The organism is Streptomyces sp. STAM6 (assembly GCF_054963715.1).
In genome coordinates, this window is record NZ_JBUEFZ010000002.1 from 224,026 (window position 1) to 247,705 (window position 23,680).

The following is a 23,680-nucleotide window of genomic DNA, read 5'->3' on the forward strand; positions in this document are numbered from 1 at the left end:
AAACCCCCGGAAGATTGTCGCGTGCGCGTACCGCCGGGTACAGTCGCGCCCACTACTTCCCCTCTGGGGCCCTCCACACAGGGCCGATCCCAGAACTGGTCCTGCTGCCGAGGCGAGAGAGAAGTTGGTGAACGACCAGCACCCCCACGCCGGGTACGCCGGAGACGCCGCTTACACCACGGGCAGCTTCGACACCGGCAGCTTCGACACCGACCCGCTCTTCGGTGCCCTCCCCGGCGGTTACGACGCCGGCCACAGCGGCCAGTACGACTCCTCGCAGTGGACGGCCACCACGGCCGCCACCACCGGTTACGTCGAGTACTCCGAGTACACCGGCCAGTGGGACGCGAGCGCCTGGAGCCAGGGGAGCGAACTGCACAACCCGAACTACGCGGCACAGACCGGACAGTTCGACACCGCGACGTACGAAGCCGCCGTCGCTTACGGCACATACGACACCACCGGGCAGTGGGCCACGCCCGGACTCACCGGCGACGAGAGCGGCGCCTACGACGCCACCGCCTGGAACTACGCACCGCCCACCGAGGTGTTCGTCCCGGAGCAGTACGACTACGCGGCGGCCACCGAGGCCGAGGCCGGCCCCGAGGAGCCCGAGACCGCCTACTCCGAGGCGGAGTTCGCCACGGAGACCGTGACCGAGGCGGAGCCCGAGGACCACCACCTGATGGAGACGGTGGCCGCGCCCGTCATCCCCACTCCGCGACCTTCCCGCCGCGCCGGCGGGAACAGTGGCGGCGGCCGCGGCCGGCGCCGGCCGCCGGCCAAACGATCCGCACTGCTCACCGTCGCCGTGCCGTCCGCCTGTGTGATGGGTGTCGCCGGTATCGCCGCGGCGTCCGTCAGCGGGATCACCGACGCCGGCGAGAAGAAGGACGACGGCAGAACCGTCACGGCGGCCGACCCCGCCTCTGTGAAGCCGGTCGCCGCCAACAACGCCCTGGACACCCAGCTCGCCGCGCTCAGCGCCGACGCCCGGGACTTCGGCGACCGCGCGAGCCGCACGCAGGAGCGCATCGACCTCAAGGCGCGCCAGGAGGCCGAGCGGAAGAAGCGTGAGGCGGAGGCGGCTCGCAAGGAGGCCCTGCGGCCGAAGTTCGCCCTCCCGGTGAAGCTGCACCAGCTCAGCGCCTATTACGGGCAGGCGGGCGTCAACTGGATGTCCCTGCACACCGGTATCGACTTCCCCGTCCAGTACGGCACGCCCGTGATGGCGGCGACCGACGGCACCGTGCGCACCCAGTGGAACAGCGCCTACGGCAACATGGCCATCGTGACGGCCAAGGACGGCACCGAGACCTGGTACTGCCACCTCAGCAGCACCAAGATCCGGTCAGGTGAGGTCAAGGCCGGCGACGTGATCGCGTACTCCGGCAATTCGGGCAACTCCACCGGCCCGCACCTCCACTTCGAGGTACGGCCCGGCGGCGGCTCGGCGATCGACCCGCTGCCGTGGCTGCGCGGCCACGGCCTGGATCCCACGGGCTGACCGCAGCTCCTCTCAGAGCTTCTCGACCGGCGCGTACCGCAGCAGGAGCCGCTTCGGCTTCTCGTCCCCGAAGTCGATCGTCGCCTGGGCGTCCGCGCCCGCGCCCGTCACCGCCATCACGGTTCCGAGTCCGAACTGGTCGTGGGTGACACGGTCGCCGACGGCCAGCGAGATCACCGGCTTGTCGCCGGTGCGGCCGGTGGCGAAGCCGGACGGGCCGGAGCGCCTCCGGGACGAGGACAGCGAGGACGTGATGCCGGACACCGGGCCCGCCGACTTGGCCACCGGACCGGTGCGCTTCCACTCCAGGTGGCGGCCCGGGATCTCCTCCAGGAACCGCGACGGCGGGTTGTACGAGGGCTGGCCCCAGGCGCTGCGCATCGACGACCGGGTCAGATAGAGCCGCTCGCGGGCACGGGTGATCCCGACGTACGCCAGGCGGCGCTCCTCCTCCAGCTCCTTGGTCTGGCCGAGGGCCCGCATGTGCGGGAAGACGCCGTCCTCCATGCCCGTCAGGAACACCACGGGGAACTCAAGGCCCTTCGCGGTGTGCAGCGTCATGAGCGTGATGACGCCGGAGCCCTCCTCGTCCTCGTCGGGGATCTGGTCGGAGTCGGCGACCAGGGCGACCTGCTCCAGGAACTCGGCCAGCGTGCCGGCGCCCTCCCCCTCCCCGCGGTCCTGCTCGAACTCCAGGGCGACGGCGGCGAGCTCCTGCAGGTTCTCGATACGGGTCTCGTCCTGCGGGTCGGTGGAGGCCTGCAGTTCCGCGAGGTACCCGGTCCGCTCCAGTACGGCCTCGAGGACGACGGCCGGTCCGGCCCCGGAGTCGGCGATGGTGCGGAGCTCCTCCATGAGGGTGTTGAAGCGCTTGACGGCGTTGGCCGAGCGGGCCGCCATTCCGTATGCCTCGTCGACCCGCTTCAGCGCCTGCGGGAAGGTGATCTTCTCCCGCAGGGCGAGGGCGTCGATCATCGCCTCGGCGCGCTCGCCGATACCGCGCTTGGGCACATTGAGGATGCGGCGCAGCGGGACGTTGTCCTCGGGGTTGGCCAGCACCCGCAGGTAGGCCAGGACGTCTCGGACCTCCTTGCGCTCGTAGAAGCGCACGCCGCCGACGACCTTGTAGGGCAGGCCGACGCGGATGAAGATCTCCTCGAAGACGCGGGACTGGGCGTTGGTGCGGTAGAAGACGGCGACGTCCCCGGCCTTGGCGTCGCCCGCGTCGGTGAGCCGGTCGATCTCGTCGGCGACGAACTGCGCCTCGTCGTGCTCGGTGTCGGCGACATAGCCGGTGATCTGCGCGCCGGCTCCGGCGTTCGTCCACAGGTTCTTGGGGCGGCGGCTCTCGTTGCGCTCGATGACGGCGTTGGCGGCGGAGAGGATCGTCTGCGTGGAACGGTAGTTCTGTTCCAGCAGGATGGTGGTCGCGTCCGGGTAGTCCTCCTCGAACTGGAGGATGTTGCGGATGGTCGCGCCGCGGAAGGCGTAGATGGACTGGTCGGCGTCACCGACGACGCACAGTTCGGCGGGGCCCAGATCCTCGTACCCGCTGCCGACCAGCTCCCGCACGAGCGTGTACTGCGCGTGGTTGGTGTCCTGGTACTCGTCGACGAGGACGTGGCGGAAGCGGCGCCGGTAGTGCTCGGCGACGTCCGGGAACGCCTGGAGCAGATGGACCGTGGTCATGATGATGTCGTCGAAGTCCAGGGCGTTGGCCTCGCGGAGCCGCGCCTGGTACATCCGGTACGCCTCGGCGAGCGTCTTCTCGAAACCGTCGGCGGCCTGGTCGGCGAAGGTCTCCTCGTCGATCAGCTCGTTCTTCAGGTTCGAGATCTTGGCGCTGAAGGACTTCGGCGGGAACTTCTTCGGGTCGAGGTCCAGGTCGCGGCAGACCAGCGACATCAGGCGCTTGGAGTCGGCGGCGTCGTAGATCGAGAAGGAGGAGGTGAAGCCCAGCTTCTTGGACTCGCGGCGCAGGATGCGCACGCACGCGCTGTGGAAGGTCATGACCCACATGGCGTTCGCGCGCGGGCCGACGAGCTGCTCCACGCGCTCCTTCATCTCACCGGCGGCCTTGTTGGTGAAGGTGATCGCCAGTATCTGGCCGGGGTGGACGTGCCGGGTGGCCAGCAGGTGCGCGATGCGGTGGGTCAGGACGCGGGTCTTCCCCGATCCGGCACCGGCCACGATGAGCAGCGGGGAGCCGGTGTGGACGACGGCGGCACGCTGCTGCTCGTTCAGCCCTTCGAGCAGCGCGGCAGCGTCCACGACGGGGCGCGGGGCGCCGTTGCGGTAGTGCGGGTCCCGGGCCGGGGGCACGTCGAAGCGGTCCCCGAAGAGGGCGTGCGGGATCTCCTCCGGGGCCGGGCCGTGGCCCTCGGAGTCCTCGGGCGGCGGTGGGGGCTCCTCGGAGGTGTGGTTCCGCAGGTCCGCCAGGAAGCTGTCGTCAAAGAGGCTGCTCATCGCCTATTGAGTCTAGGCCGCCCCACTGACAGCCGTGGCCGAACGGGATCCGTCACCCACAGGAGTTTCCGGGTGACCCACGGAGAAGGTCACGAAAACGTATCGGGCATATCGAACATCATCCTTCACAGCACCACCACAGGTTGGCTAGCGTGCTCGCCCAAGCGGCCCGTACCCGCATCGGCGAACCACGCCAACCGGGCCGCCCACGCCGAATCCGCGCTTTCCGCAAGAAAGTTCGGAACCGGGGACCCACCATGTACAACCGGGGTGAATCGGTCCGCACCAGCACGGCCGTAGGGCACCTTCCGACCGCCCGAACCCGACAGCTAACCCGGTAGGCGGTCCACGGAAGGAGATGCCGGCCTTGGCGTCGCATCGCAAGCCGCGCAGCCGCACGACCCGCTCCCACTCCCCTGCCGTCGGGGTCACGACGGCCGCGATCGCCGGAGTCAGTCTGCTTTCCACCCAGGGCGCCACCGCGGCGCCCGCGGAACCGCGCCCCAACAGCAAGCCGACCGTCGAGGAGGTCCAGAGAAAGGTCGACGACCTCTACCGGCAGGCCGGCACGGCGACGCAGCAGTACAACACGGCCAAGGAGGCCACCGAGGAGCAGCGGCGCGAGGTCGGCGGCATGCTCGACGACATCGCCAAGCGCACGGACGCCCTGAACGAGTCGCGCCGCGAGCTCGGCGCCTACGCGGCGGCGCAGTACCGCTCGGGCGCGGTGAGCCCGACGGCCGCGCTCATGTTCGCGGACAGCCCGCAGTCGTTCGTCGACCAGACGCAGCTGATGGACCGGCTCACGGACCGGCAGCGCGAGACGGTCACCGAGTTCCAGACACAGCAGGCGGAGGCGGCGAAGAAGCGCGTCGAGGCCTCCAAGAGCCTGGAGGACCTGACCGCCTCCCAGGCCTCGCTGCGGGCGACCAAGCAGACCGTGCAGCGCAAGCTCGGCGAGGCGCGGGCGCTGCTGTCGCAGCTGACGGCGCAGGAGCAGGCCCGGCTCGCCGAGCTGGAGCGCGAGCGCGAGGAGGAGGCCCGCCGCCGGGCCGAGGAGAAGGCGAAGGCCGAGGCGGAGGCCGAGGCGGCACGCGAGCGCCAGGAACAGCAGGAACAGGAGCAGCAGGAGCAGCAGGAGCAGGCCCCGCCGCCCGCGGACGAGACGGCTGCCGCCACCAAGGCCGACAAGGTCCTCGCCTTCGCGGCGGCCCAGATCGGCAAGCCGTACGTGTGGGGCGCGACCGGCCCCAGCTCGTACGACTGCTCGGGACTGACGCAGGCGGCGTGGAAGGCGGCCGGTGTCGACCTGCCGCGCACCACGTGGGACCAGGTGAAGGTCGGCACACGGGTCGCCACCGAGGATCTGCGCCCCGGTGACCTGGTGTTCTTCTACGACGACATCAGCCACGTCGGGATCTACAAGGGCGACGGCATGATGATTCACGCGCCGAAGCCGGGCACCAACGTCCGCGAGGAGTCCATCTACTACATGCCGATCTACGGCAGCGTGCGCCCGGCCTGACCACCGCGCGCACGCGGAGGGGGAAAGCGTGGAGGGGGAAGTGACGACCGGCCGACGGCTCACCGTCCTGTTCGTGCCGGAGAGCGCTTACGGACCGACCAACAACTGCGTCGGGATCGCCGATGTGCTGCGCCGGCGCGGACACCGGGTCGTCTTCGCCGCCGAGGCATCCTGGCGGGGAAAGCTCCGCCCGCTCGGCTTCGAGGAGGATCTCGTCGACCTCGCCCCTCCCGCGGAGGGCGAGCGGGACGCCGGGCAGTTCTGGAAGGACTTCGTCAGGGAGACCGCGCCGGAGTTCCGCAAGCCGACGTTGGAGCAGCTCGGCGGCTGGATCAGGCCGGTGTGGGAGGAGCTGATCGCCGGTGCCCGGTACTGCGAGCCCCAGCTGGAGGCGATCGTCGAGCGGGTCCGGCCGGATGTGATCGTCGAGGACAACGTGGTGGCGTTCCCGGCCCTGCTGACCGCGGGCCGGCCGTTCGTCCGGATCACCTCCTGCAACCCGCTGGAGATCAGGACCCCGGACGTCCCGCCCGCCTTCTCGGGCTATCCGGCCGGCGACCCGGCGGGATGGGCGGACTTCCGGGCGGAGTACGACCGCACGCACCGGGCGCTGTGGGAGGAGTTCAACGCCTGGGTGGTCGGCCGGGGAGCCCCGCCCCTGCCCGACCTGGAGTTCATCCACGAGGCCGGGACGAATCTGTACGTGTTCCCGGAGGCGGTCGACTACCCGCGTGCGCTGCCGTCGTCCTGGCACCGCCTGGATTCCTGCGTCCGGGAGACGGACGAGCCGTTCACGATGCCGCCGACCCTGGCGAGCGGCGACGGCGACAGCGCGCTGGTGTACTTCTCTCTGGGTTCGCTGGGCTCGGCCGACGTGGAGCTGATGCGCCGCGTCATCGGCGTACTGGCGCGCACCCCGCACCGTTACATCGTCTCCAAGGGGCCGCTGCACGAGGAGATCGAGCTGGCCCCGAACATGTGGGGCGCGGAGTTCCTGCCGCAGACGTCGATCCTTCCGCACGTCGATCTGGTGATCACGCACGGCGGCAACAACACCACGACCGAGTCGCTGCACTTCGGCAAGCCGATGATCCTTCTGCCGCTGTTCTGGGACCAGTACGACAACGCGCAGCGCGTGCACGAGCTGGGGCTCGGCGTACGGCTGGACACGTACCGCTTCACGGACGGGGAACTCACCGGGACGCTGGAGCGGTTGCTCGCCGACACGGCGCTGCGCGAGCGGCTGGCCGCCACCGGCGCGGCGATCCGCAGCCGGAACGGGCTGCGGCGGGGGGCGGACCTGATCGAGCGGGCGGCCGGGTAACAGCCGGCCGCCCCGGCCCCGGCGTCCGGCCGAGCCCGGCGGGGCCGCCGGGCGTCAGGCCCCGTCGGCCGCCCCGGCCCGGGCGTCGGGCCGGGGCGGCCGCGTCACGTCCAGAGGGTCGCGATGAAGATGTTGGCGACGGTCAGGGCGCCGACCGCGCCGAACACCGCCTTGTCGACCCGCTCCTCGTCGCGCTTGACGTAGACCAGGCCGAGGATCACGACCAGGACCGCCAGCTTGACGCCGATCTTGAGGTTGTTGACGGTCTGGTCGTCGGCCTGGTTGAGGCCGACCAGGACCACACCGGTGACCAGCATGGTCAGCGCGCCGTGCAGCATCGCGGGGACGAACCGCGCCGTGCCCGCGCCGATGGCCTTCATCTGGGTCAGGAATCCGCCGAGGAGGGCGGCGATGCCGATGATGTGCAGCGCGACGAAGACATTGATGAGTACGTCCATGGGGCGGAGCCTAACGGGGGCCATACCACCGGACGCCGGGCAGGGTTGCCTCAATCGCCGCAACGGTCACAGCTGATCCGGAGCGTGGGATTCCGAACATGCGCTGCCCCTCTCACTCGGGCGTGAAACCTCAATCGCGGCCAATTACGGTCATGCCCCCGCTTCCCCGTGACCCCCGCGCCTAGCGTCCTCCCCCAGGTGGCCGACTCTCCCCACCGCCGTCCCCCGACTCCCCGGACGGCAGTCGGCCACCCCGCCGCCCCCGCCCGGCAGGAAGGGAAGTGACCGCCCTCGTGGCAGCACACCGGAAGCCCAAGCAGCGCCCGCTCGGCGGACCGGCCGGCCGCACCGCCGTCACCCTGGCGCTGGCCGGGGCGGCGACCGCCACCGCCTTCGAAGGCTCCGGGCACGCCGAGCCCCGGCTGACCCCCGCCCAGGTCAAGGCCCAGGTCGACAAGCTCTATCAGGAGGCCGAGGAAGCCACCGAGCGGTACAACGGCACCAAGGAGAAGGCGGACACGGCCCGGGCCTCGCTGAACGAGCTGCGCGACGAGGCCGCCCGCAGGACCGCCCGGCTCAACACCGCCCGCAACGCCCTGGGCTCGGCGGCCACCGCGCAGTACCGGGGCGGCGGCCTCGACCCCGCCCTCCAGCTCGCCCTCTCCTCCGACCCCGACAGCTATCTCGAGGGCGCCGCCCTCGCCGAACGGGCCGGGGACCGGCAGGCCGCCGTGATCGCCGGCTATCAGCGCCAGCTCACCGAACTGCGCCGGCTGCACAGCGAGGCCGACGGCCGGCTGCGCGAGCTGACCGGCCACCAGGCCGCGCTGGGCCGCCACAAGTCCACGATCCAGCAGAAGATCGCGTCCGCCGAGCGGCTGCTCGACCGCCTCACCGCCGCCCAGCGCGCCCGGTACGACGCCGGGGGCACGACGTCGCCCGCCCGCGCCGACCGGGCCGCCCCGCGTGGCGCGGTCCAGGCTCCCAACCCGCGGGCGGCGCAGGCCGTTGCCTTCGCCTACGGCGCGCTCGGCAAGCCGTACGTATGGGGCGCGACGGGGCCCTCGGCGTACGACTGCTCGGGGCTCACGCAGGCCGCGTGGCGCTCCGCGGGGGTCTCACTGCCCCGCACCACCTACACCCAGATCAACGCCGGGCAGCGGGTCTCCCGGGCCGAACTGGCCCCGGGCGACCTGGTGTTCTTCTACTCGGGCGTCAGCCATGTCGGGCTCTACATCGGGGGCGGGAAGATGATCCACGCGCCACGCCCGGGCGCGCCCGTCCGGATCGCGCCGCTCGACGAGATGCCCTGGGCGGGCGCGACCCGGGTCGGCTAGGGCGTGTTTCGAAAGTCCCCGGTCCGGCTCCCTGGACGGTCGTCCGGGGGTGTGCGCTACGGCTTGACGTGGCGGGTCAGCCAGCGGAACACGTCCGGCACCTGCTCCTTCCACACGCCCGTGTCGTGGGCGCCCGCCACCTCGACCACCTTCACGGTGGTGGGCGGCTGGGCGAAGCTCCGCAGCGCCAGGCCGGACTGGTAGCCGTCACCGTTGGCACCCGAGACGTACAGGGCGGTGCGCGGCGGCTTCGGCGCGGACTTCAGGATCTCCAGCGGGTTGTTGGCCCGGCGCAGCTCCGGGTCCTTCGCGGCGAGGGAGGTCTTCTCCGCGGCGGGGTCGTTGTAGCCGGACAGGCTCACACCGGCGCGGTAGCGGTCGGGGTGGGCGAGCGCCAGCTTGGCGGCGCAGTGACCGCCGGCCGAGTAACCGGCCGCGGCCCAGCCGTCGGCCCGGTCGGAGGCCCGGAAATTGTCGATGACCATCTTGCGGACGTCCACGCTCAGCCAGGTGTCGGCGTTGATCCGGCCCGGGATGTTGGCGCAGCCCGTGTCCGCGTCGATCAGCGTGGTGCGCGGCGCGACGATGATGAACGGGGCGACCTCGCCGCGCTCCATCATCGGCGCGAGCTGCTGCTGGACCTTCAGCGTGCCGAACCAGGCCTTCGGCGAGCCGGGGTAGCCGGAGAAGACCTCGACGACGGGGAACTTCTTGTCCTTGTAGGCCGGGTCGTCGTACTGCGGCGGCAGCCACACGTAGACCTCGGCGTTCACCCCGGACACCCGGCCGGTCACCCGGGTGACCTGCACGCCCGGGCCCATGACCGGGTCGTCGGCCGGCTGGAACTTCTGCCGGACCTTCGGCAGGTCCGCGAGGCGCACCCCGCCCAGGCCGTCGCGACCCAGGTCGGGCGCGGCCTTGACGTGGTCGGTGGTGCCCAGCAGATCGCTCCAGTTGTCGTAGAGGGCGTTGCTGTTGTTCACCATGACGAAGACCAGGAGGAGCGCCGTGACCTGCGCGAAGCCGAGCATGACCAGCCTGACCGCGCCCCGGATCAGGGCAGGTCCGCGGACCCGGCTCCACAGGGCGAGGGGCAGGATTACGGCGACCACGGCCAGTGCGATCGTGGTCACGAAGAAGGGCGTTCCCGTCAAGCTCATCACGGAGGGTTAGAGGGTTCGCCCGCCGCCCAGGTTGCCGATCATGTGTACCGGTTGCATCACAAATGACAGGAGGTCGTGTGACATCTCACACCATCCGTCCTGTCCCACCGTTGGGGAAGGCGGTCAGACGAGCCGGCGGGCCGTCGCCCAGCGGGTCAGCTCGTGCCGGTTGGAGAGCTGCAGCTTCCGCAGCACCGCCGAGACGTGCGACTCGACCGTCTTCACCGAGATGAACAGCTGCTTGGCGATCTCCTTGTACGCGTATCCGCGCGCGATCAGGCGCAGCACCTCCCGCTCGCGCTGGGTGAGCCGGTCCAGGTCCTCGTCGACGGGCGGCGCGTCCGTGGAGGCGAAGGCGTCCAGCACGAAGCCGGCCAGCCGGGGCGAGAAGACGGCGTCGCCCTCCTGGACGCGGAAGATCGAGTTGACCAGGTCGGTGCCGGTGATCGTCTTCGTGACGTAGCCACGGGCTCCGCCCCGGATCACGCCGATGACGTCCTCGGCGGCGTCCGACACGGACAGGGCCAGGAACCGCACGGGGTTCTCGGCGGTGCCCATCAGGCTCGCGCAGCGGCGCAGGACCTCGACGCCGCCGCCGCCGGGCAGATGCACATCGAGCAGGACGACCTCGGGCCGGGTCGCCGTGATCACAGTGACGGCCTGGTCGACGTCGGCGGCCTCGCCGACGACCTCGACGCCCGTGGTCTCGGTGCGGCCGATCTCGGCCTGCACCCCGGCGCGGAACATCCGGTGGTCGTCGACGAGCACGACCCGTACGCGACGCTCCGTGGTCTCCTCGGTCATCCGTCCGCCCTCTCCATCTCGAGTTCCACTTCGGTGCCGTCCCCGGGCACCGACCGCAGCCGCGCGGTGCCGCCGTTGCGCTGCATCCGGCCGATGATCGATTCTCGTACACCCATGCGGTCGTCGGGGACGGAGTCGAGGTCGAAGCCCGGCCCCCGGTCCCGTACGGACACGAAGACCGTACGGCCCTCCACCTCCGCGTACACCTGGACCGCCCCGCCCTCGCCACCGTACTTGGCGGCGTTGACCATCGCCTCGCGCGCGGCCTGCATCTGTGCGGCCAGTTTCTCGTCGAGGGGGCAGTCGCCGACGACCACGACCTCCAGCGGGACGCCGTGCTTGTCCTCGACCTCGGCGGCGGCCTTCTTGACGGCCTCGGCGAGGGTGGCCGGCTCCTCGGACTCGTCCTGGCCGGTTCCTTCCGGCTTGTACAGCCAGTTGCGCAGCTCCCGCTCCTGGGCGCGGGCGAGCCGGCGGACCTCGCCGGGGTCGTCGGCCCGGCGCTGTATCAGGGTCAGGGTGTGCAGGACGGAGTCGTGCACATGGGCGGCGACCTCGGCCCGCTCCTGCGCGCGGATGCGCATGGTCCGCTCCTCGGAGAGATCCTGCGACATACGGACCAGCCAGGGGCCGGCGAGCAGCGCCATGCCGGCGAGGACGGCGATGGCGGCGGTGAGGGCGGTACCGAGCTGGGCCGCCGAGCCGCGCACCACCATGAAGACGGTCAGGCCCATGCCGACCAGGGCGACCCCGGCCAGGCCCCGGGCCAGCTGGAACATCCGCTTGCGGCCGCCGGACTCGGTCCAGCGGGCGCGGCGCGCGTTGTCGGCCTGCCGCCAGACCAGGACGACGCCGACGGCGACGAGGAGGACGGGCCAGACGTACCGGTTGGCCTCGCCGCCGAGGTTGACGTTGGTGACGAAGACGAGCGCGCCGACGGCGAGCGCGATCAGCGCGACGACCTGGCCCTTGTCGGGCTTGCGGAGCCGGCGCCGGCCGTCGGGGGTGGTCTCGAACACCGAGCGCGGCTCGGTGGCCCTGCCCCCGACGCCCAGCGGGACGACGACCCAGAAGACGGCGTAGACCAGCACTCCCAGGCCGTCGGCGACGAACAGGCCGAAGAAGACCAGACGGACCCAGATGACGGGCAGCCCGAGGTGTCCGGCGAGACCGCGCGCGACACCGCCCAGCAGCCGTCCGTCGGCACTGCGGTAGAGCTTGCGCAGGGGTGGTTCCTCGGTGTCGGGCAGACGGGCGGCGACTGGCATGGACCGATGGTCACACGGCGGGCGGGGGCCGGACATCAGGGTCGGCCCCGAACCGACCCTGAGAACGGTGGGGGCGGCCGGCCGCTCGCGGTCTGTCCGGGCCGTCCGCCGCAGCCGTGTCCGAGCCGTCCGGCCACCGCCGCAGCCAGGTCCGAGCCGTCCGCCGAAGCCGTGCCCGGGCGGGGCGATATCAGGGAAGGGCCAGGGTCGGGGCGGGTGCCGCGGCGGCTCACGGCCCGTCACCATGGTCGTATGACGAGCACGACGCCCGCTCCCCCGCAGCCGTCCGAGGAACCGGTCCCCCCACCGCTGCGGCGCACGCCGCGGCACAAGGTGGTGGCCGGGGTGTGCGGCGGGCTCGGCCGCCACTTCGACCTCGACCCGGTGATCTTCCGGGTCGCGGTGGGGGTGCTCGCCGTGACGGGCGGCCTCGGCCTGGTCTTCTACGGCTTCGCGTGGCTGCTGATCACGGCCGACGGCGAGGACGAGAACGAGGCGCGCAGGCTGCTGTCGGGCCGGGTGGACGGGGCGTCGCTCACCGCCGTACTGGTCGCCCTGGTGGGCTGCGGCCTGTTCCTGTCCATGCTGGGCAACGGCAGCACGATCTCCTTCTCGGTCCTGCTGATCCTCACCGTCAGCGGCGCCGCCGTGTGGTCGCAGCGGCGCCGGCTGGCGGTCGCCGCGGAGACCCCGCCGGACCCGGCGACGGCGCACGCGGTGGCCGAGGCGCCGCCCGAGACGAAGGCCCCGCCACCGCCCGGCGCCCCGTCGTGGTGGCGGGACCCGATCGTGAAGGACGGCACGACCGGCCCGGTCGCGACCGGCTATCTGTGGGGCCCGGTGGACGCGGTCGAGGACGGCTCGGTGACGGGCACGACGGCGGTGGCGGGTACGGCGGCGGTGGCGGGAGGCGCGCGGCCCGGGCGCCCCGCCCGGGGGCGGACCGTGCCGGGCGGCGTACGCGGGCCGCGTTCCATCGGCGGCCTCGTCTTCCTGCTGGCCCTGGTGGCGGGTGCCGTCGGGACCGGGGTCGCCTGGGAGACACAACCGCTGGGGACGTGCCTGCAGATCGGCCTGGCCTGTGCGCTGGGGGTGTTCGCCCTCGGGCTGGCGCTCAGTTCGTTCCTGGGCCGGACCGGCTTCGGCACGGTCTTCATGACGGTGGTGACGGCGCTCCTGCTGGCGGGGGCCTCGCTGGTCCCGAAGCAGATCGGCACGGAGTGGGCGCGTACGGAGTGGACGCCCACGACCGTCGCGGAGGTGGGGCCCCGGTACGAGCTGAGCACCGGGGACGCCACGCTCGATCTGTCCCGGCTGTCCGTCCCGGCGAAGACGGCCGTCGGCACCACCGCGGAGGTGGGTGCCGGCCGGCTGGAGGTCGTCGTCCCGCGGAACGTGACGGTGAAGGTCCACGCGGACGTCGGCATCGGCGACCTGCGGCTGCCCGACGACCCTCCGGGCGACGTGGACGTCGCCCCGGACCGCCGGGCGACCCGGACGATCCCGCCGCCGGCGGGCACGGCACCGGCGGGCACGGTCGTGCTGGATCTGGAAGTCTCGGTCGGACAGGTGGAGGTCACCCGTGCTGCTTCATGAGTTCCGCCCGGGCCGGCTGATCGCCGGCGCCACCGGTCTGACGATCGCCGCGCTGTACGCGGGCGACGCCGCGGGCTCCTGGCACACACCCTGGTACGCGGTCGTGCCGCTGCTCTTCGTCGGCCTGCTCCTGGCGGGCGTGGCGAGCTTCGTCGGCTACCGGGTGCGGCGCCGCCGGTCGGCCAGGGCGGCGTCCATCGAGAGCACCGGCGCCCCGGCGAGCACCAGCGGCAGCCAGGCCATCAGGTAGGCGAGGTCGTTGCCGTAGTAGTACGGGTCGGACTGCCAGCTCACGGTCAGCCACAGGCTCAGTGAGATCAGCGCCCCGCCCAGCGCGGCGAGCCGCGCGAACAGTCCGACGAGTGTGCCGATCCCGACGGCGACCTCACCGCACGCGATGGCGTATCCGAACGCCTCGGGGTTCTTCAGCGCGATGTCCACGAGCCAGGGCACGGCGGAGCCGTCCCGGACGGACCGCATGGTGTCACCGATGGATCCGGTGCCGGACGCGGCCATGAACTGCTGGTCGGTGATCTTGTCGAGGCCCGCGTAGATGAACGTGACGCCGAGGAAGACCCGGAGCGGCAGGAGGGCGTACCGGGCGGCGGTGGCCCGCCACCCGTCGGGCCCGTCGCCGGTGCCGTACGTCGCTCTCGTCCGGTACGTGTGCGTCATTGCCGGCCCTGCCTCTCCACGCGGCTGTCCCGGAACCGATTCTCCTCGGCCCCCACCGATAGGGGTACGTGAGAGAGGCATTCGGCGCTCAATCCTTCCGCGGCACCCGGGCCCAGGTTTCCCGCACCAGGCGGGCGAGTTCGTCGGGCGACGGCACCGGGACGCCGAGGTTCCCCAGTCGTCCGGCGACGGTGAGCACGTCGGTGCGCAGACGGTGGGCGGTGACGAGGAGGTGCTCCAGGCCGACGCGTTCGTCGAGGAGCACCCAGTCACCGTTCCGGAACCCGTTCTCCCGGAGGAGCAGCAGATCTGTTTCCTCCGGCCGCTCGTCCGGGTACTCGACGTCCTGCAGGACGCAGCCGGCGGCCAGCAGACGGTCGGCGATCTCACGCACCGTGGAGCCCTGGAGATCAGCCACGGCGAGCACATGAGCGGCCGGCAGGGGCTGCCCGGCGGCCAGCAGGTCGGTGAGCCAGCGGGCCTCCGCCGCCGCGTCGAGCAGGTCCGCGTCCTCCTTCAGGGCATCGCGCTCATGCGTGCCGTCCTTCCCGAAGACAGCGAGGCCGAGGTTCGACAGATGGTCCCGCACCTCGCCGATGGGCATCCCGGCCACGTCGGCCACCTCGAGGATCCGGCGCGTGGTCACGGTCCCGCCGGAGAAGATCCAGGGGCCTCGCGCGGCCGCTCCGCGACCCAGCAGGGTGCGGTCCTGCGCAGTGGGCTCCCGCAGGCCGTCGGCGGCGTCCGGGATCCGCAGCCCCCTGGCTGTCAGTCGTTCCACCGTTTCCGGAACGGTCCACATCATGTCCATCGACAGACACATCACGTGGGCGGCGGGGACCAGGGGTGCCGGTCCGGGACCGTAGGGAATCCAGGGCCCCGCGAGCTCGGTCTCGTCGCGGAGAGGCAGCCACTCCGGCTCCGGGTCCGGAATGGCGTCCACCGTCATGCCGAGTTCCCGCAGCCGCTCATGGACCTCGGCCACCGACAGTCTGCAGCGGGCGGCAGAGACGGCGACATGAGCGAGGGGCACCGGGTATCTGGGGTCCAGGCCGCGGCGCGGGCCGTAGTCGGAACCGTTGATCTGGGTCACCATGACGAGATCCTGTGGCCGCAGGCGGTCGGGCAGTTCCTGGTAGGGCACGTCGACCGCGAGCGCCCTCAGCCGCTCGGCGGTCTGGCCGAGGGTCAGGGTGAAGTTCTGAGCCAGCAGGTGGAGATCCAGCAGGGTGACGGGGACGTCCGGGGCAAGCCGGCCCTCTTCGAGAGGCGTGGTCAGCAGATGGGCGTGCGGTGGCACCTGGTAGCCGTCGGCGGTCTCCACGACGCTGAGCCCGTGCGCTTCCAGCCACAGCACCGCGTCACGTGCCGTGCAGCTTCTCTCCTCCGCCACCCGGTGGACGAACGGCAGCCCGAGGGGCGCGTCCTCCTCGCCGCCCTGGCCGACCGACCACTCCAGCTGCCGCTCCAGATCAGCGGGGGTGGGAAGAACGTGGTTCTGCCGGGTGAAGACCGCGCGTATCTCCGCGGGAGTCAGACCCGTCTTCTTCGCGGCCCGCACGATATGCGTGGCCCACGCCGTCGAGTCCCAGGGCGTGGCGAACCAGGGCGCCGTTCCATTGCACTGCTGGCTGTAGAGCCGCCGGAGCAGGTGGCCCTCGGCCGAGTCCGTCTCGGTGAGCACCTCGCAGAGCCGGACGTCGAAACCGAGGTGATCAAGGTGACGGATGGCGTTCGCCTCGGTCAGCGAGGTGCCTTCGATGGCGCGCAGCACGTGCAGAGCGTTGACCGGGTCGCCGGGGCTCAACCACGGTGCCGTCCCGTCCGCGTCCCGGCTGACCATCGTGAGCAAGGACGGCAGGGGAACGTCCGGGCTCCGCTCCGGCCCGATGGGCTCCAGCATCAGGTCCTGGAGTCGTTGAGTCACCTTGTCATGGGTGAGGTGGAGCAGGCGGCCGTAGTGCAGCTGGGTGCCCAGGCGAGGCGCGGGATCCCAGTCCATTGACGCGTTCGTCTCATAGAGGTGTGATTGACCCGATCCATATCCGAGCAGGCACGCGTCGGAGGGCAGCGCCGGTCGCAGCTCGGCCGACGTGAAGTCGGGCGGGCAGAGTGTGCCCAGCGCCCGCCCGACCTCCTCCCGGAAGTGAGCGGCGTAGCGCCACAGCGCGATGTGCGCGGGCGGGAGTGCGCTCCTGGCGGATGCCGGACGCCCCCAGCGAGTCGTCCGCTCGGGACCTCGAAGCCAGGCCGTACGGAAGGCCGGGTCCTCGATGAAATAGCCCGTGTGCGCCATGTCCATGGGCCCGGTCTCGTGTTCCAGCCGGGCCCGGCGCGCGATGAGACCCTTCACCACGGCGTCGGCGATGCGCGGGGAGATGTCCGTCACCCGCTTCAGCCATCGCTCCGTCAGCACGTCACTGTCGACCAGCCGGGCTGCCGCCTTCCTTTTCGCGAGGAGGGAGAAGACGGTCTCGTCCACTTCGTCCATGACGTAACGGCGGTCGACCGACAGCCGAGGAGCCCTCTTACGGCTCGTGCTGGACTTCAGGGCCTTCTTCGAGAGATTCACGACGGCGCCGGGAATCTCCATGACGCTGTCGGCCCGGCGTTCGCCGGTGTGCTCGTCCGTCGTGAACCAGCGGCCCTCGACCGCGATGCCGTCCACGAGCAGAGCTCCGCCTTCTTCGCACCAGAAGACCTCTCCGCCGGGATCGTGCACGACGGTTCCGGAGGCCTCGATGGCTTTGTTGCCGCCCGTGTCGCGACGACTCTGGTACTCGCCCTTTCTCCAGAACTCCTCGTCCTGCTTTCCCGAGTCCGCCCGGTGCACGGCGCGCGTGGGGAACTCCGCCACACCCAGCACCGAGCGCAGTGCCCGCACGCAGGAGAAGTCCCGCTGGTCGGCACGGAGCCACCAGCGCACCTTGGTACCGCAGGTGTCCCCGTCGAACAGGCCGGGTTCTCCGGTGTGCGAGGTCACCTGGAACAGGTGGTCCGGACCCGTGATGCTGACTCTCAGCAGGTCCCCCGGATTTCCCTTCTCGTCGAACTTCCTCGTCACCACTTCGATTTCGTCGGCCAGCATGAAGTAGCTGAGGACGCCGATCCCGAACCGGCTGTTCTCCTGGAACGTGATGTCCCGCAGGAGCCAGGCGGCCTTCTCACGCTGGAAGGAAGGGAGGTCGGCGAGCCGCGTGCCGCCTTCGGAGAAGGCGTGCAGCAGTTCGCGGCGATCCATGCCGGACCCGGTGTCGACGCACTCCAGATACTGCCGGCCGCCCTCGGTCCCCTGCTCCAGGGTGATGCGGCCTTCCCACCGCGACGTGCGTCCCATCTTGTGCAGATACTGTTCCCGGGCATCACGGACCCGGCAGGCGTCCAGCGCGTTCTGGTACAGCTCCCGCACCGCGAAGTGCTTCTCCTGGTAGAGCTGTTCACCGACCAGGAGTTCGCGCACCCGCGCGCCGTCCAGTTCGAAACGGGTCACGACGGGGTGGAACTTCAGTGCGTTCGTGTCCGGATCCCACTCGGGCCGCACTTCCAGGTCCGAAGCGCGCATGGGCAGTCCGGGCAGGTCGGTCCGGTCGAGGTCGCCGCAGAGCAGGGCGTCCAGCGCCCTGACCTGTTCCTGCAGGGCGGCCATGAGAGCGGGATGACCGCACTCGGCCTCCAGGAGCACGACGCGCCCTTCGCCGGGGCGCGGGATGCGCCAGGTCGCCCTTTCGATGGCCCCCCGCACATGGGCCAGGCTGATGCGGTCCCGGCCGGCGATGTGCTGGACCAGGACCACCGGCAGCTCCACCGGGTCGAGCGCCATGATCTGAGCGGCGCACAGCAGAGGTCCGAGCACCGCCGGACGGATGTCCCACGCCGAGGGCCCCGAGGGAGCCGGGGAGGGGTCGGCGAGCTCACCCCCGCCCGGCTGCATGGCCTGGAAGAGTCCCGAGACGAGCCCGAAGGTGCACAGGTCCGTCAGTTCGTCCGTGTTTCCCAGCATGGTGCCCAGGAAGGGCTGCAGCTCCGCCAGGTAATGGCGGACGTCGCCGGGCCGCGCCTTCGTCCGGTGCAGCACCCACCCCTTCACGACCTCGCGGTCGTACCGCCGTGCGTGCGGGCCGGCCGTGGCGTCCACGCTGCGCTGCAATGCCGGGAACTGCGCCCACTTGTCCCTCAGGTCGGGATCGGCCCGCCAGACCAGCCGGGCGCGGAACCCGTTGCGCAGGGCCGGGGTCACCGCGAGCAGGGCCGCCTCGGCCGGGGAGAAGCTCACCTCCGGCGGAAGTACCGCGATCAATCGCGACAGCTGGTCGGCTGCACGCTGGTCAGCGTCCGGGTCGAGCCATGGATCGTCCCGGAAGGCCGCGTCGGTCTGCTGCCACCACTCGTTGAGGTTCTCCAGGACGATCCGCGCCTCGTCGCGAAAGGCCTCGGCCTCGGCGGGGTCGTCCACTCGGCGCCACACCTCATGGTCCAGCATGCGCCGGATCCGCAGCCGGCCCGCCGACTCACGAGCCGGGAGCAGCGGGAACGTCCGTATCGCCTGGCCGCTGCTGACACGCGGGACCTGGGGCGGGAGAGGGGGCTGGTGGCGATTGCGCACGTCCTCCATCACCTCGGCCAGGAGGTCGCGCATCCGGTCGCCGCGTATCTCGCCGCGGGCGTCGGACAGTACTTCCAGGAACGCCTGGGTGAAGAGACTGCGGCGGTCGCCCGGCGCTTCCCCGCTCCCTCCCGCCACGGCTCTCTCCGCCGGCTCGCAGGCCATCACATAGCCGAGCTTGTCGGTCCCGGCCGGGGCGTCGAACAGCGGCCCGGCCGCCTTCGCGTCGGCGGGATGCCTGTCCCGGCACGCGTCCACGACGAAGAGGACCGTCTCCGCCTCACCGCGGTGGACGCGATCGCCCCAGCCCCCGTCCAGCTCGACGTTCGTGAGCTGGAGGACGGACGAGGTGCGCTCTCCGGGGGGCGTGGAATCCGCACCCGCGAACCAGTGCTTCCCGTCGTACTCGAAGCCGTGACCGCTGAGGAAGACGATCAGGTGCTCACCCCGCCGGCCGCTGTCGATGAACCGTTCGACGCGGTCGATGAGCTCCTTCGCCGTCCAGGCGGCGCATCCACTGGACGACTCGTCGACCTCGTAGCGCTGGTCGACCAGCGCCGCGGCCACATCTCGGTATTCCTCGCGGAGGTAGTCGAGGTCCGTCCATACCGGGTCCTCGTAGGCAGGGACGAACAGCAGCAGTGCCCGGTGCGTCGCCATGCGCCGCTCAGTCGGTGGTGGGGCTGTCGGGGCCAGGAGCCCGGAACACCAGGGTGATGGCCCCCTTGCCCTGCACCTCACTGGTTCCGACGAGCTGGAAGCCGCCCTTGGCGGACACCTCGAAGGAGAGCTGGACCTCACTCAGCGGGAACGCGGATTCCGGCGCGGCCACCCGCTCGAAGATCTCGCGCAAGGCGGCGACGTTCCGCTCAAGACTCTGACGGAAGCTGTCGGTGGCCACGGAGACGGCGGCGACGTCTCGTGCGCCGCGCCGCCCCTTGAAGACCACGTTGGTGGAGCCGTCCACGCCTTCGCCGTCGACGAGGATTTCCAGCTCCCGCGCGGGCCTGACCGCAGGCGGGCTCTCGCCACCGTGCACCGTCATGCTCGTCCCTCCCCTTCACTCGTGTCCCGTCCGGGACCGTTGCATCGTACGGAGTCGACGCCAACCGGCGCCGGTGAAACGTCAGTTGGCCCCCGACACGTCGATGACCACCCGGTTGGTCACCGCTCCCGACGCGGTCACCACCTGGACGTCCGCCCAGCCCGCGGGGACGTCCGGGGGGACCGGGACGGTGAGGGTGGTGTCGGTGGGGTTGGCGAAGCCGCCCGGGGCGGGCACGAGGGGGACCTGGATGTGGACCGGTCCGATCCGCACCACCATGCGGGTGAGGTGGTCGGGGGTGGCCGCGCCGGGCGGCACGAAGCCCGCGCCGCGGATCTCGATGTCGTCGCCCGGGCGGATCGGGGCGCCCGGATCACCCGTCTCCCGGGTGCGGACCACCGAGAGGATCACCGGGCGGACGCCCTCGGCGCACTTGGCGGCCAGATAGGTGGCGGCCGAGACGGCGACCAGCAGGACGAGCGCCCAGGGAAGGTGGGGCAGCTGGTCGGGGCGGCGGACGAGCCGGGCGGTGGCGAAGAGCACGGCGAACGCGGACACCAGCACGTACTGCGCGTCCGCGAGGCTGCCGCGCCCGGCGTCGTCGCACAGCAGGTCGGCGGCGCGCGGCCGGTCGGCACGCACCTTCTGCAGGCGCTGCGACAGGAGGCGTACGGTCACCACCTTGCGTACGGCGACGACGGCCCCGCACACCAGCGCCAGGACGATCAGCAGACGGGCACCCCGGTCGAGCCGGACGATCCCCTGGAAGGTCAGGAACAGTCCGGCGTACACGGCGAAGACGACCCAGGCGGAGGCGACCGCGCGGGACGTGGACAGCCGGTTGTCCTCGCCGATCAGGGGGGCGAGCAGTCCGCCGTGCGCCTGGTGGACGGCGGCCGCGAGGGTCAGCAGGACTCCCATGACGACCGCCGTGGCGAGTCCGGCGGTGCGGGTGGGTGTCCAGCCGGCACCGAGGAGCGCGGTACCCGCCTGGGCCAGGAGCAGCAGGGTGACGCCGCCCCAGACCGCGAGCAGCGTGCCGCGCCGGACGAGGTGCAGCCAGGCGTCGCCGAGCGCCCGGCCGTGGGCGGCGACCGCGCGGGCGGACCGGGCGAGTTCGTCCGAGACCCACTGCCGGGACGCCCCGTCCGGGAGCCCCTCGCCCACCGCCAGCTGGTCGCGCCGTGCGCGGAACGCCGCCACCGCCCGGCGGTGCTCCTCGCGCGCCCCGTGCGAGCACCCGCCGCACCGCCTCGCTTCGTGCACCGCCATGGCGGTCCCTCCCATGTCTCGACGCCGGACAAGGAAAAGGAATTCTTTCGTACGAATGGCAACGTCCGCTGCCCGCTCACACCTCCCCTGCGAGTGAAAGGAGGGCGGGCAAATTGACGTACTACGACAGGAGTTCGGGCTCGGCTCGGCTGATCCGTCGCCACAGCGGCTGGTAGTTGATCCAGGCGACCAGGTCACTCCCGAGCTGCTCACGCGTCGCCACCGCGTCCCGGTGCCCGATCGGCACCGGCTTCCCGGCCGCCCGGGCGGCCAGTTGCACCCGGCTGCACCGCTCCATGGCGATGAACCACCAGGCCGCCGCGTCCACCGAGTCGCCGACGGTCAGCAGCCCGTGGTTGCGCAGGATTACCGCCTTGCGGCCGCCGAGCGCCGCCGCGATCCGCCGTCCCTCGGCGGCGTCCACGGACACGCCGCTGTAGGCGTCGTACAGCGCGTGGTCCTCGTAGAAGGCGCACGCCTCCTGCGTGATCGGCTCGATCGGCTCGCCGAGCGCGGCGAGCGCCCGGCCGTACGTGGAGTGGGCGTGCGCCACGGCGACCACGCCGGGCCGTGCCCGGTGGACCTCGGCATGGACGGTGAACGCCGCCTGGTTGACGTGCTCGGTCCCGTGGACGACCTGACCGTCGCCGTTCACCAGGATCAGATTACCGGCCGTGAGGTCCGCGAACGGCGCCCCGAAGGGATTGACCCAGTAGCAGTCGGCGAACTCCGGGTCCCGCGCGGTGATGTGCCCGGCGACCCCCTCGTCGTGGCCGAACCGCGCGAACAGCCGCAGCGCGCCGGCCAGCCGCTGTCTGCGGTGCTCGCGCTCCTCGGCCGCGGAACCGTGGGTGGGCGGCATCGCGAAGTGCAGCCGGTCGACCGGTATCGGCTGGGGTGCGTCCGCATCCGTCATGGCCGGAAGTTACCTCCGGTCACGGCAACTGACCAGAGAGATCGCACGACGGAGCCGCCGCCCACCAGTGGTGGACGGCGGCTCCGGTCAGGCGGATGCGGGGATCACTCCCACTCGATGGTGCCCGGCGGCTTGCTCGTCACGTCGAGCACGACCCGGTTGACGTCACGCACCTCGTTGGTGATCCGCGTCGAGATCTTCGCCAGCACGTCGTACGGCATGCGCGTCCAGTCCGCGGTCATCGCGTCCTCGGACGAGACCGGGCGCAGGACGATCGGGTGGCCGTACGTCCGGCCGTCGCCCTGGACGCCCACGCTGCGGACGTCCGCGAGCAGCACGACCGGGCACTGCCAGATGTCACGGTCCAGACCGGCCGCCGTGAGCTCCTCGCGGGCGATGGCGTCGGCCTCGCGCAGCAGGTCCAGGCGCTCCTTGGTGACCTCGCCGACGATACGGATACCGAGGCCCGGGCCCGGGAAGGGCTGGCGCTGGACGATCTCCTCCGGCAGGCCGAGCTCCTGGCCGACCATCCGGACCTCGTCCTTGAACAGCTTGCGCAGCGGCTCGATCAGCTGGAACTCGAGGTCCTCGGGCAGGCCGCCTACATTGTGGTGCGACTTGATGTTCGCCGTGCCGGTGCCGCCACCGGACTCGACGACGTCCGGGTAGAGCGTGCCCTGCACCAGGAACTCCACCGGCTGGTCGCCCGGCGCCTCGGCCACGATCTCGGCCTGGGCCTGCTCGAAGACGCGGATGAACTCACGGCCGATGATCTTCCGCTTCTCCTCGGGGTCGGACACCCCGGCGAGCGCGTTCAGGAACCGCTCCTGCGCGTCGACGACCTTCAGCTGGACGCCGGTCGCCGCCACGAAGTCCTTCTCGACCTGCTCGGTCTCGCCCTTGCGCATCAGACCGTGGTCGACGTACACGCAGGTCAGCTGCGAGCCGATGGCCTTCTGGACCAGGGCCGCGGCCACCGCGGAGTCCACGCCGCCGGACAGACCGCAGATCGCGCGCCTGTCGCCGACCTGGGCGCGGATCGCCTCGATCTGCTCCTCAATGACATTGCCCGTGGTCCAGTCGGGCTCGATGCCGGCGCCCCGGTAGAGGAAGTGCTCCAGGATCTGCTGGCCGTGCGTGGAGTGCATCACCTCGGGGTGGTACTGCACGCCGTACAGCTTCTTCTCGTCGTTCTCGAAGGCCGCGACCGGCACGACGTCCGTGGACGCGGTGACCGTGAAGCCCTCGGGCGCGGCGGAGCAGGCGTCGCCGTGCGACATCCACACCGGCTGCTCGGCCGGGGTGCCCTCGAAGAGGGTGGAGGAGTTCTTGGTGACGTGCAGCGGCGTGCGGCCGTACTCCCGCGCGCCGGTGTTGTCGACCGTGCCGCCGAGGGTCGTGGCCATCAGCTGGAAGCCGTAGCACATGCCGAAGACGGGGACACCGGCCTCGAAGATCGCGCGGTCGAGCTGGGGCGCGCCCTCCTCGTACACGGACGACGGCCCGCCGGAGAGGATGATCGCCTTGGGGTTCTTGGCCAGCATCTCGGCCACCGGCATGGTGGACGGGACGATCTCGCTGTAGACCCGGGCCTCACGGACACGACGGGCGATGAGCTGGGCGTACTGCGCGCCGAAGTCGACGACGAGTACGGCGTCGGGCGCGGCAGCGGGATTCGCTGATGACACTACGGCGGCCTTCCGGCGTGGGGAGGAGGGGGT

Annotated in this window: 17 protein-coding genes and 1 riboswitch; of the genes, 6 read left to right on the forward strand and 11 right to left on the reverse strand. The window is 71.3% G+C overall.

Going from position 1 to position 23,680, the window contains the following annotated elements:
• Nucleotides 1–127: 127 nt before the first annotated feature.
• Entirely contained in the window at nt 128–1,507 is a 1,380-nt protein-coding gene (locus ACY34K_RS03480) for a M23 family metallopeptidase (protein WP_462743365.1), read from the forward strand.
• A gap of 12 nt (nt 1,508–1,519) precedes the next feature.
• Here ACY34K_RS03480 and pcrA read toward each other — a convergent pair whose 3' ends face one another.
• Entirely contained in the window at nt 1,520–3,973 is a 2,454-nt protein-coding gene (pcrA, locus tag ACY34K_RS03485; protein WP_462743368.1) for a DNA helicase PcrA, read from the reverse strand.
• 199 nt (nt 3,974–4,172) lie between these two features.
• Nucleotides 4,173–4,333: riboswitch (cyclic di-AMP (ydaO/yuaA leader) on the forward strand.
• Between pcrA and ACY34K_RS03490 the strand changes: the two genes are divergently transcribed.
• A complete protein-coding gene (locus tag ACY34K_RS03490; RefSeq protein WP_462743371.1) occupies nt 4,332–5,498 on the forward strand; it encodes a C40 family peptidase in 1,167 nt (388 codons plus the stop codon). It overlaps the preceding riboswitch by 2 nt.
• A 40-nt stretch (nt 5,499–5,538) precedes the next feature.
• A complete protein-coding gene (locus tag ACY34K_RS03495; protein WP_462743374.1) occupies nt 5,539–6,822 on the forward strand; it encodes a glycosyltransferase in 1,284 nt (427 codons plus the stop codon).
• 104 nt (nt 6,823–6,926) lie between these two features.
• On the opposite strand, the gene ACY34K_RS03500 is transcribed toward ACY34K_RS03495, so the two are convergent.
• Nucleotides 6,927–7,280, reverse strand: coding sequence for a hypothetical protein (locus ACY34K_RS03500; protein WP_462743377.1), 354 nt, complete (start codon nt 7,278–7,280; stop codon nt 6,927–6,929).
• A gap of 293 nt (nt 7,281–7,573) precedes the next feature.
• Between ACY34K_RS03500 and ACY34K_RS03505 the strand changes: the two genes are divergently transcribed.
• Nucleotides 7,574–8,617, forward strand: a complete 1,044-nt coding sequence (locus tag ACY34K_RS03505; RefSeq protein ID WP_462743380.1) for a C40 family peptidase — start codon at nt 7,574–7,576, stop codon at nt 8,615–8,617.
• A 56-nt stretch (nt 8,618–8,673) separates the two neighbouring features.
• Here ACY34K_RS03505 and ACY34K_RS03510 read toward each other — a convergent pair whose 3' ends face one another.
• The 3 genes from ACY34K_RS03510 to ACY34K_RS03520 all read right to left on the reverse strand — a co-directional run bounded on the left by ACY34K_RS03510 (nt 8,674) and on the right by ACY34K_RS03520 (nt 11,852).
• Nucleotides 8,674–9,777: an alpha/beta hydrolase gene (locus ACY34K_RS03510; protein WP_462743383.1), complete on the reverse strand. Its 1,104-nt coding sequence runs from the start codon at nt 9,775–9,777 to the stop codon at nt 8,674–8,676.
• A 126-nt stretch (nt 9,778–9,903) separates the two neighbouring features.
• Entirely contained in the window at nt 9,904–10,584 is a 681-nt protein-coding gene (locus ACY34K_RS03515) for a LuxR C-terminal-related transcriptional regulator (RefSeq protein ID WP_462743386.1), read from the reverse strand.
• Nucleotides 10,581–11,852, reverse strand: coding sequence for a PspC domain-containing protein (locus ACY34K_RS03520; protein ID WP_462743389.1), 1,272 nt, complete (start codon nt 11,850–11,852; stop codon nt 10,581–10,583). The genes ACY34K_RS03515 and ACY34K_RS03520 overlap by 4 nt, the downstream gene beginning before the upstream one ends.
• A gap of 252 nt (nt 11,853–12,104) precedes the next feature.
• Between ACY34K_RS03520 and ACY34K_RS03525 the strand changes: the two genes are divergently transcribed.
• The gene (locus tag ACY34K_RS03525; RefSeq protein ID WP_462743392.1) at nt 12,105–13,448 is read left to right on the forward strand and encodes a PspC domain-containing protein; all 1,344 of its coding nucleotides are present in this window, start codon (nt 12,105–12,107) and stop codon (nt 13,446–13,448) included.
• Nucleotides 13,435–13,698: a hypothetical protein gene (locus ACY34K_RS03530; protein WP_462743395.1), complete on the forward strand. Its 264-nt coding sequence runs from the start codon at nt 13,435–13,437 to the stop codon at nt 13,696–13,698. Before ACY34K_RS03525 ends, ACY34K_RS03530 begins: the two co-directional genes overlap by 14 nt.
• Here ACY34K_RS03530 and ACY34K_RS03535 read toward each other — a convergent pair.
• The 6 genes from ACY34K_RS03535 to guaA form a co-directional block, all read right to left on the reverse strand.
• Nucleotides 13,605–14,123: a DoxX family protein gene (locus ACY34K_RS03535; protein ID WP_462743398.1), complete on the reverse strand. Its 519-nt coding sequence runs from the start codon at nt 14,121–14,123 to the stop codon at nt 13,605–13,607. The genes ACY34K_RS03530 and ACY34K_RS03535 overlap by 94 nt on opposite strands.
• 88 nt (nt 14,124–14,211) lie before the next feature.
• Complete coding sequence (locus tag ACY34K_RS03540; protein ID WP_462743401.1) at nt 14,212–19,386, reverse strand: wHTH domain-containing protein; 5,175 nt, start codon at nt 19,384–19,386, stop codon at nt 14,212–14,214.
• Between the two features lie 7 nt (nt 19,387–19,393).
• A complete protein-coding gene (locus tag ACY34K_RS03545; protein ID WP_462743404.1) occupies nt 19,394–19,771 on the reverse strand; it encodes a Pepco domain-containing protein in 378 nt (125 codons plus the stop codon).
• An 81-nt stretch (nt 19,772–19,852) separates the two neighbouring features.
• The gene (locus ACY34K_RS03550; protein ID WP_462743407.1) at nt 19,853–21,043 is read right to left on the reverse strand and encodes a hypothetical protein; all 1,191 of its coding nucleotides are present in this window, start codon (nt 21,041–21,043) and stop codon (nt 19,853–19,855) included.
• A 121-nt stretch (nt 21,044–21,164) separates the two neighbouring features.
• Complete coding sequence (locus ACY34K_RS03555; RefSeq protein WP_462743410.1) at nt 21,165–21,959, reverse strand: class II aldolase/adducin family protein; 795 nt, start codon at nt 21,957–21,959, stop codon at nt 21,165–21,167.
• A gap of 104 nt (nt 21,960–22,063) precedes the next feature.
• On the reverse strand, nt 22,064–23,647 hold the full coding sequence (gene guaA, locus ACY34K_RS03560; protein ID WP_462743412.1) for a glutamine-hydrolyzing GMP synthase: 1,584 nt from the start codon (nt 23,645–23,647) through the stop codon (nt 22,064–22,066).
• Nucleotides 23,648–23,680: the final 33 nt, after the last annotated feature.

Excerpts from the sequence above, each read along its gene's own strand:
- ACY34K_RS03545 (WP_462743404.1), bottom strand. The coding sequence starts at position 19,771 with ATGACGGTGCACGGTGGCGAGAGCCCGCCTGCGGTCAGGCCCGCGCGG.
- ACY34K_RS03520 (WP_462743389.1), bottom strand. The coding sequence starts at position 11,852 with ATGCCAGTCGCCGCCCGTCTGCCCGACACCGAGGAACCACCCCTGCGC.
- ACY34K_RS03500 (WP_462743377.1), bottom strand. The coding sequence starts at position 7,280 with ATGGACGTACTCATCAATGTCTTCGTCGCGCTGCACATCATCGGCATC.
- ACY34K_RS03510 (WP_462743383.1), bottom strand. The coding sequence starts at position 9,777 with ATGAGCTTGACGGGAACGCCCTTCTTCGTGACCACGATCGCACTGGCC.
- ACY34K_RS03525 (WP_462743392.1), top strand. The coding sequence starts at position 12,105 with ATGACGAGCACGACGCCCGCTCCCCCGCAGCCGTCCGAGGAACCGGTC.
- ACY34K_RS03555 (WP_462743410.1), bottom strand. The coding sequence starts at position 21,959 with ATGACGGATGCGGACGCACCCCAGCCGATACCGGTCGACCGGCTGCAC.
- ACY34K_RS03550 (WP_462743407.1), bottom strand. The coding sequence starts at position 21,043 with ATGGCGGTGCACGAAGCGAGGCGGTGCGGCGGGTGCTCGCACGGGGCG.
- ACY34K_RS03540 (WP_462743401.1), bottom strand. The coding sequence starts at position 19,386 with ATGGCGACGCACCGGGCACTGCTGCTGTTCGTCCCTGCCTACGAGGAC.
- ACY34K_RS03535 (WP_462743398.1), bottom strand. The coding sequence starts at position 14,123 with ATGACGCACACGTACCGGACGAGAGCGACGTACGGCACCGGCGACGGG.
- ACY34K_RS03490 (WP_462743371.1), top strand. The coding sequence starts at position 4,332 with ATGCCGGCCTTGGCGTCGCATCGCAAGCCGCGCAGCCGCACGACCCGC.
- ACY34K_RS03515 (WP_462743386.1), bottom strand. The coding sequence starts at position 10,584 with ATGACCGAGGAGACCACGGAGCGTCGCGTACGGGTCGTGCTCGTCGAC.
- pcrA (WP_462743368.1), bottom strand. The coding sequence starts at position 3,973 with ATGAGCAGCCTCTTTGACGACAGCTTCCTGGCGGACCTGCGGAACCAC.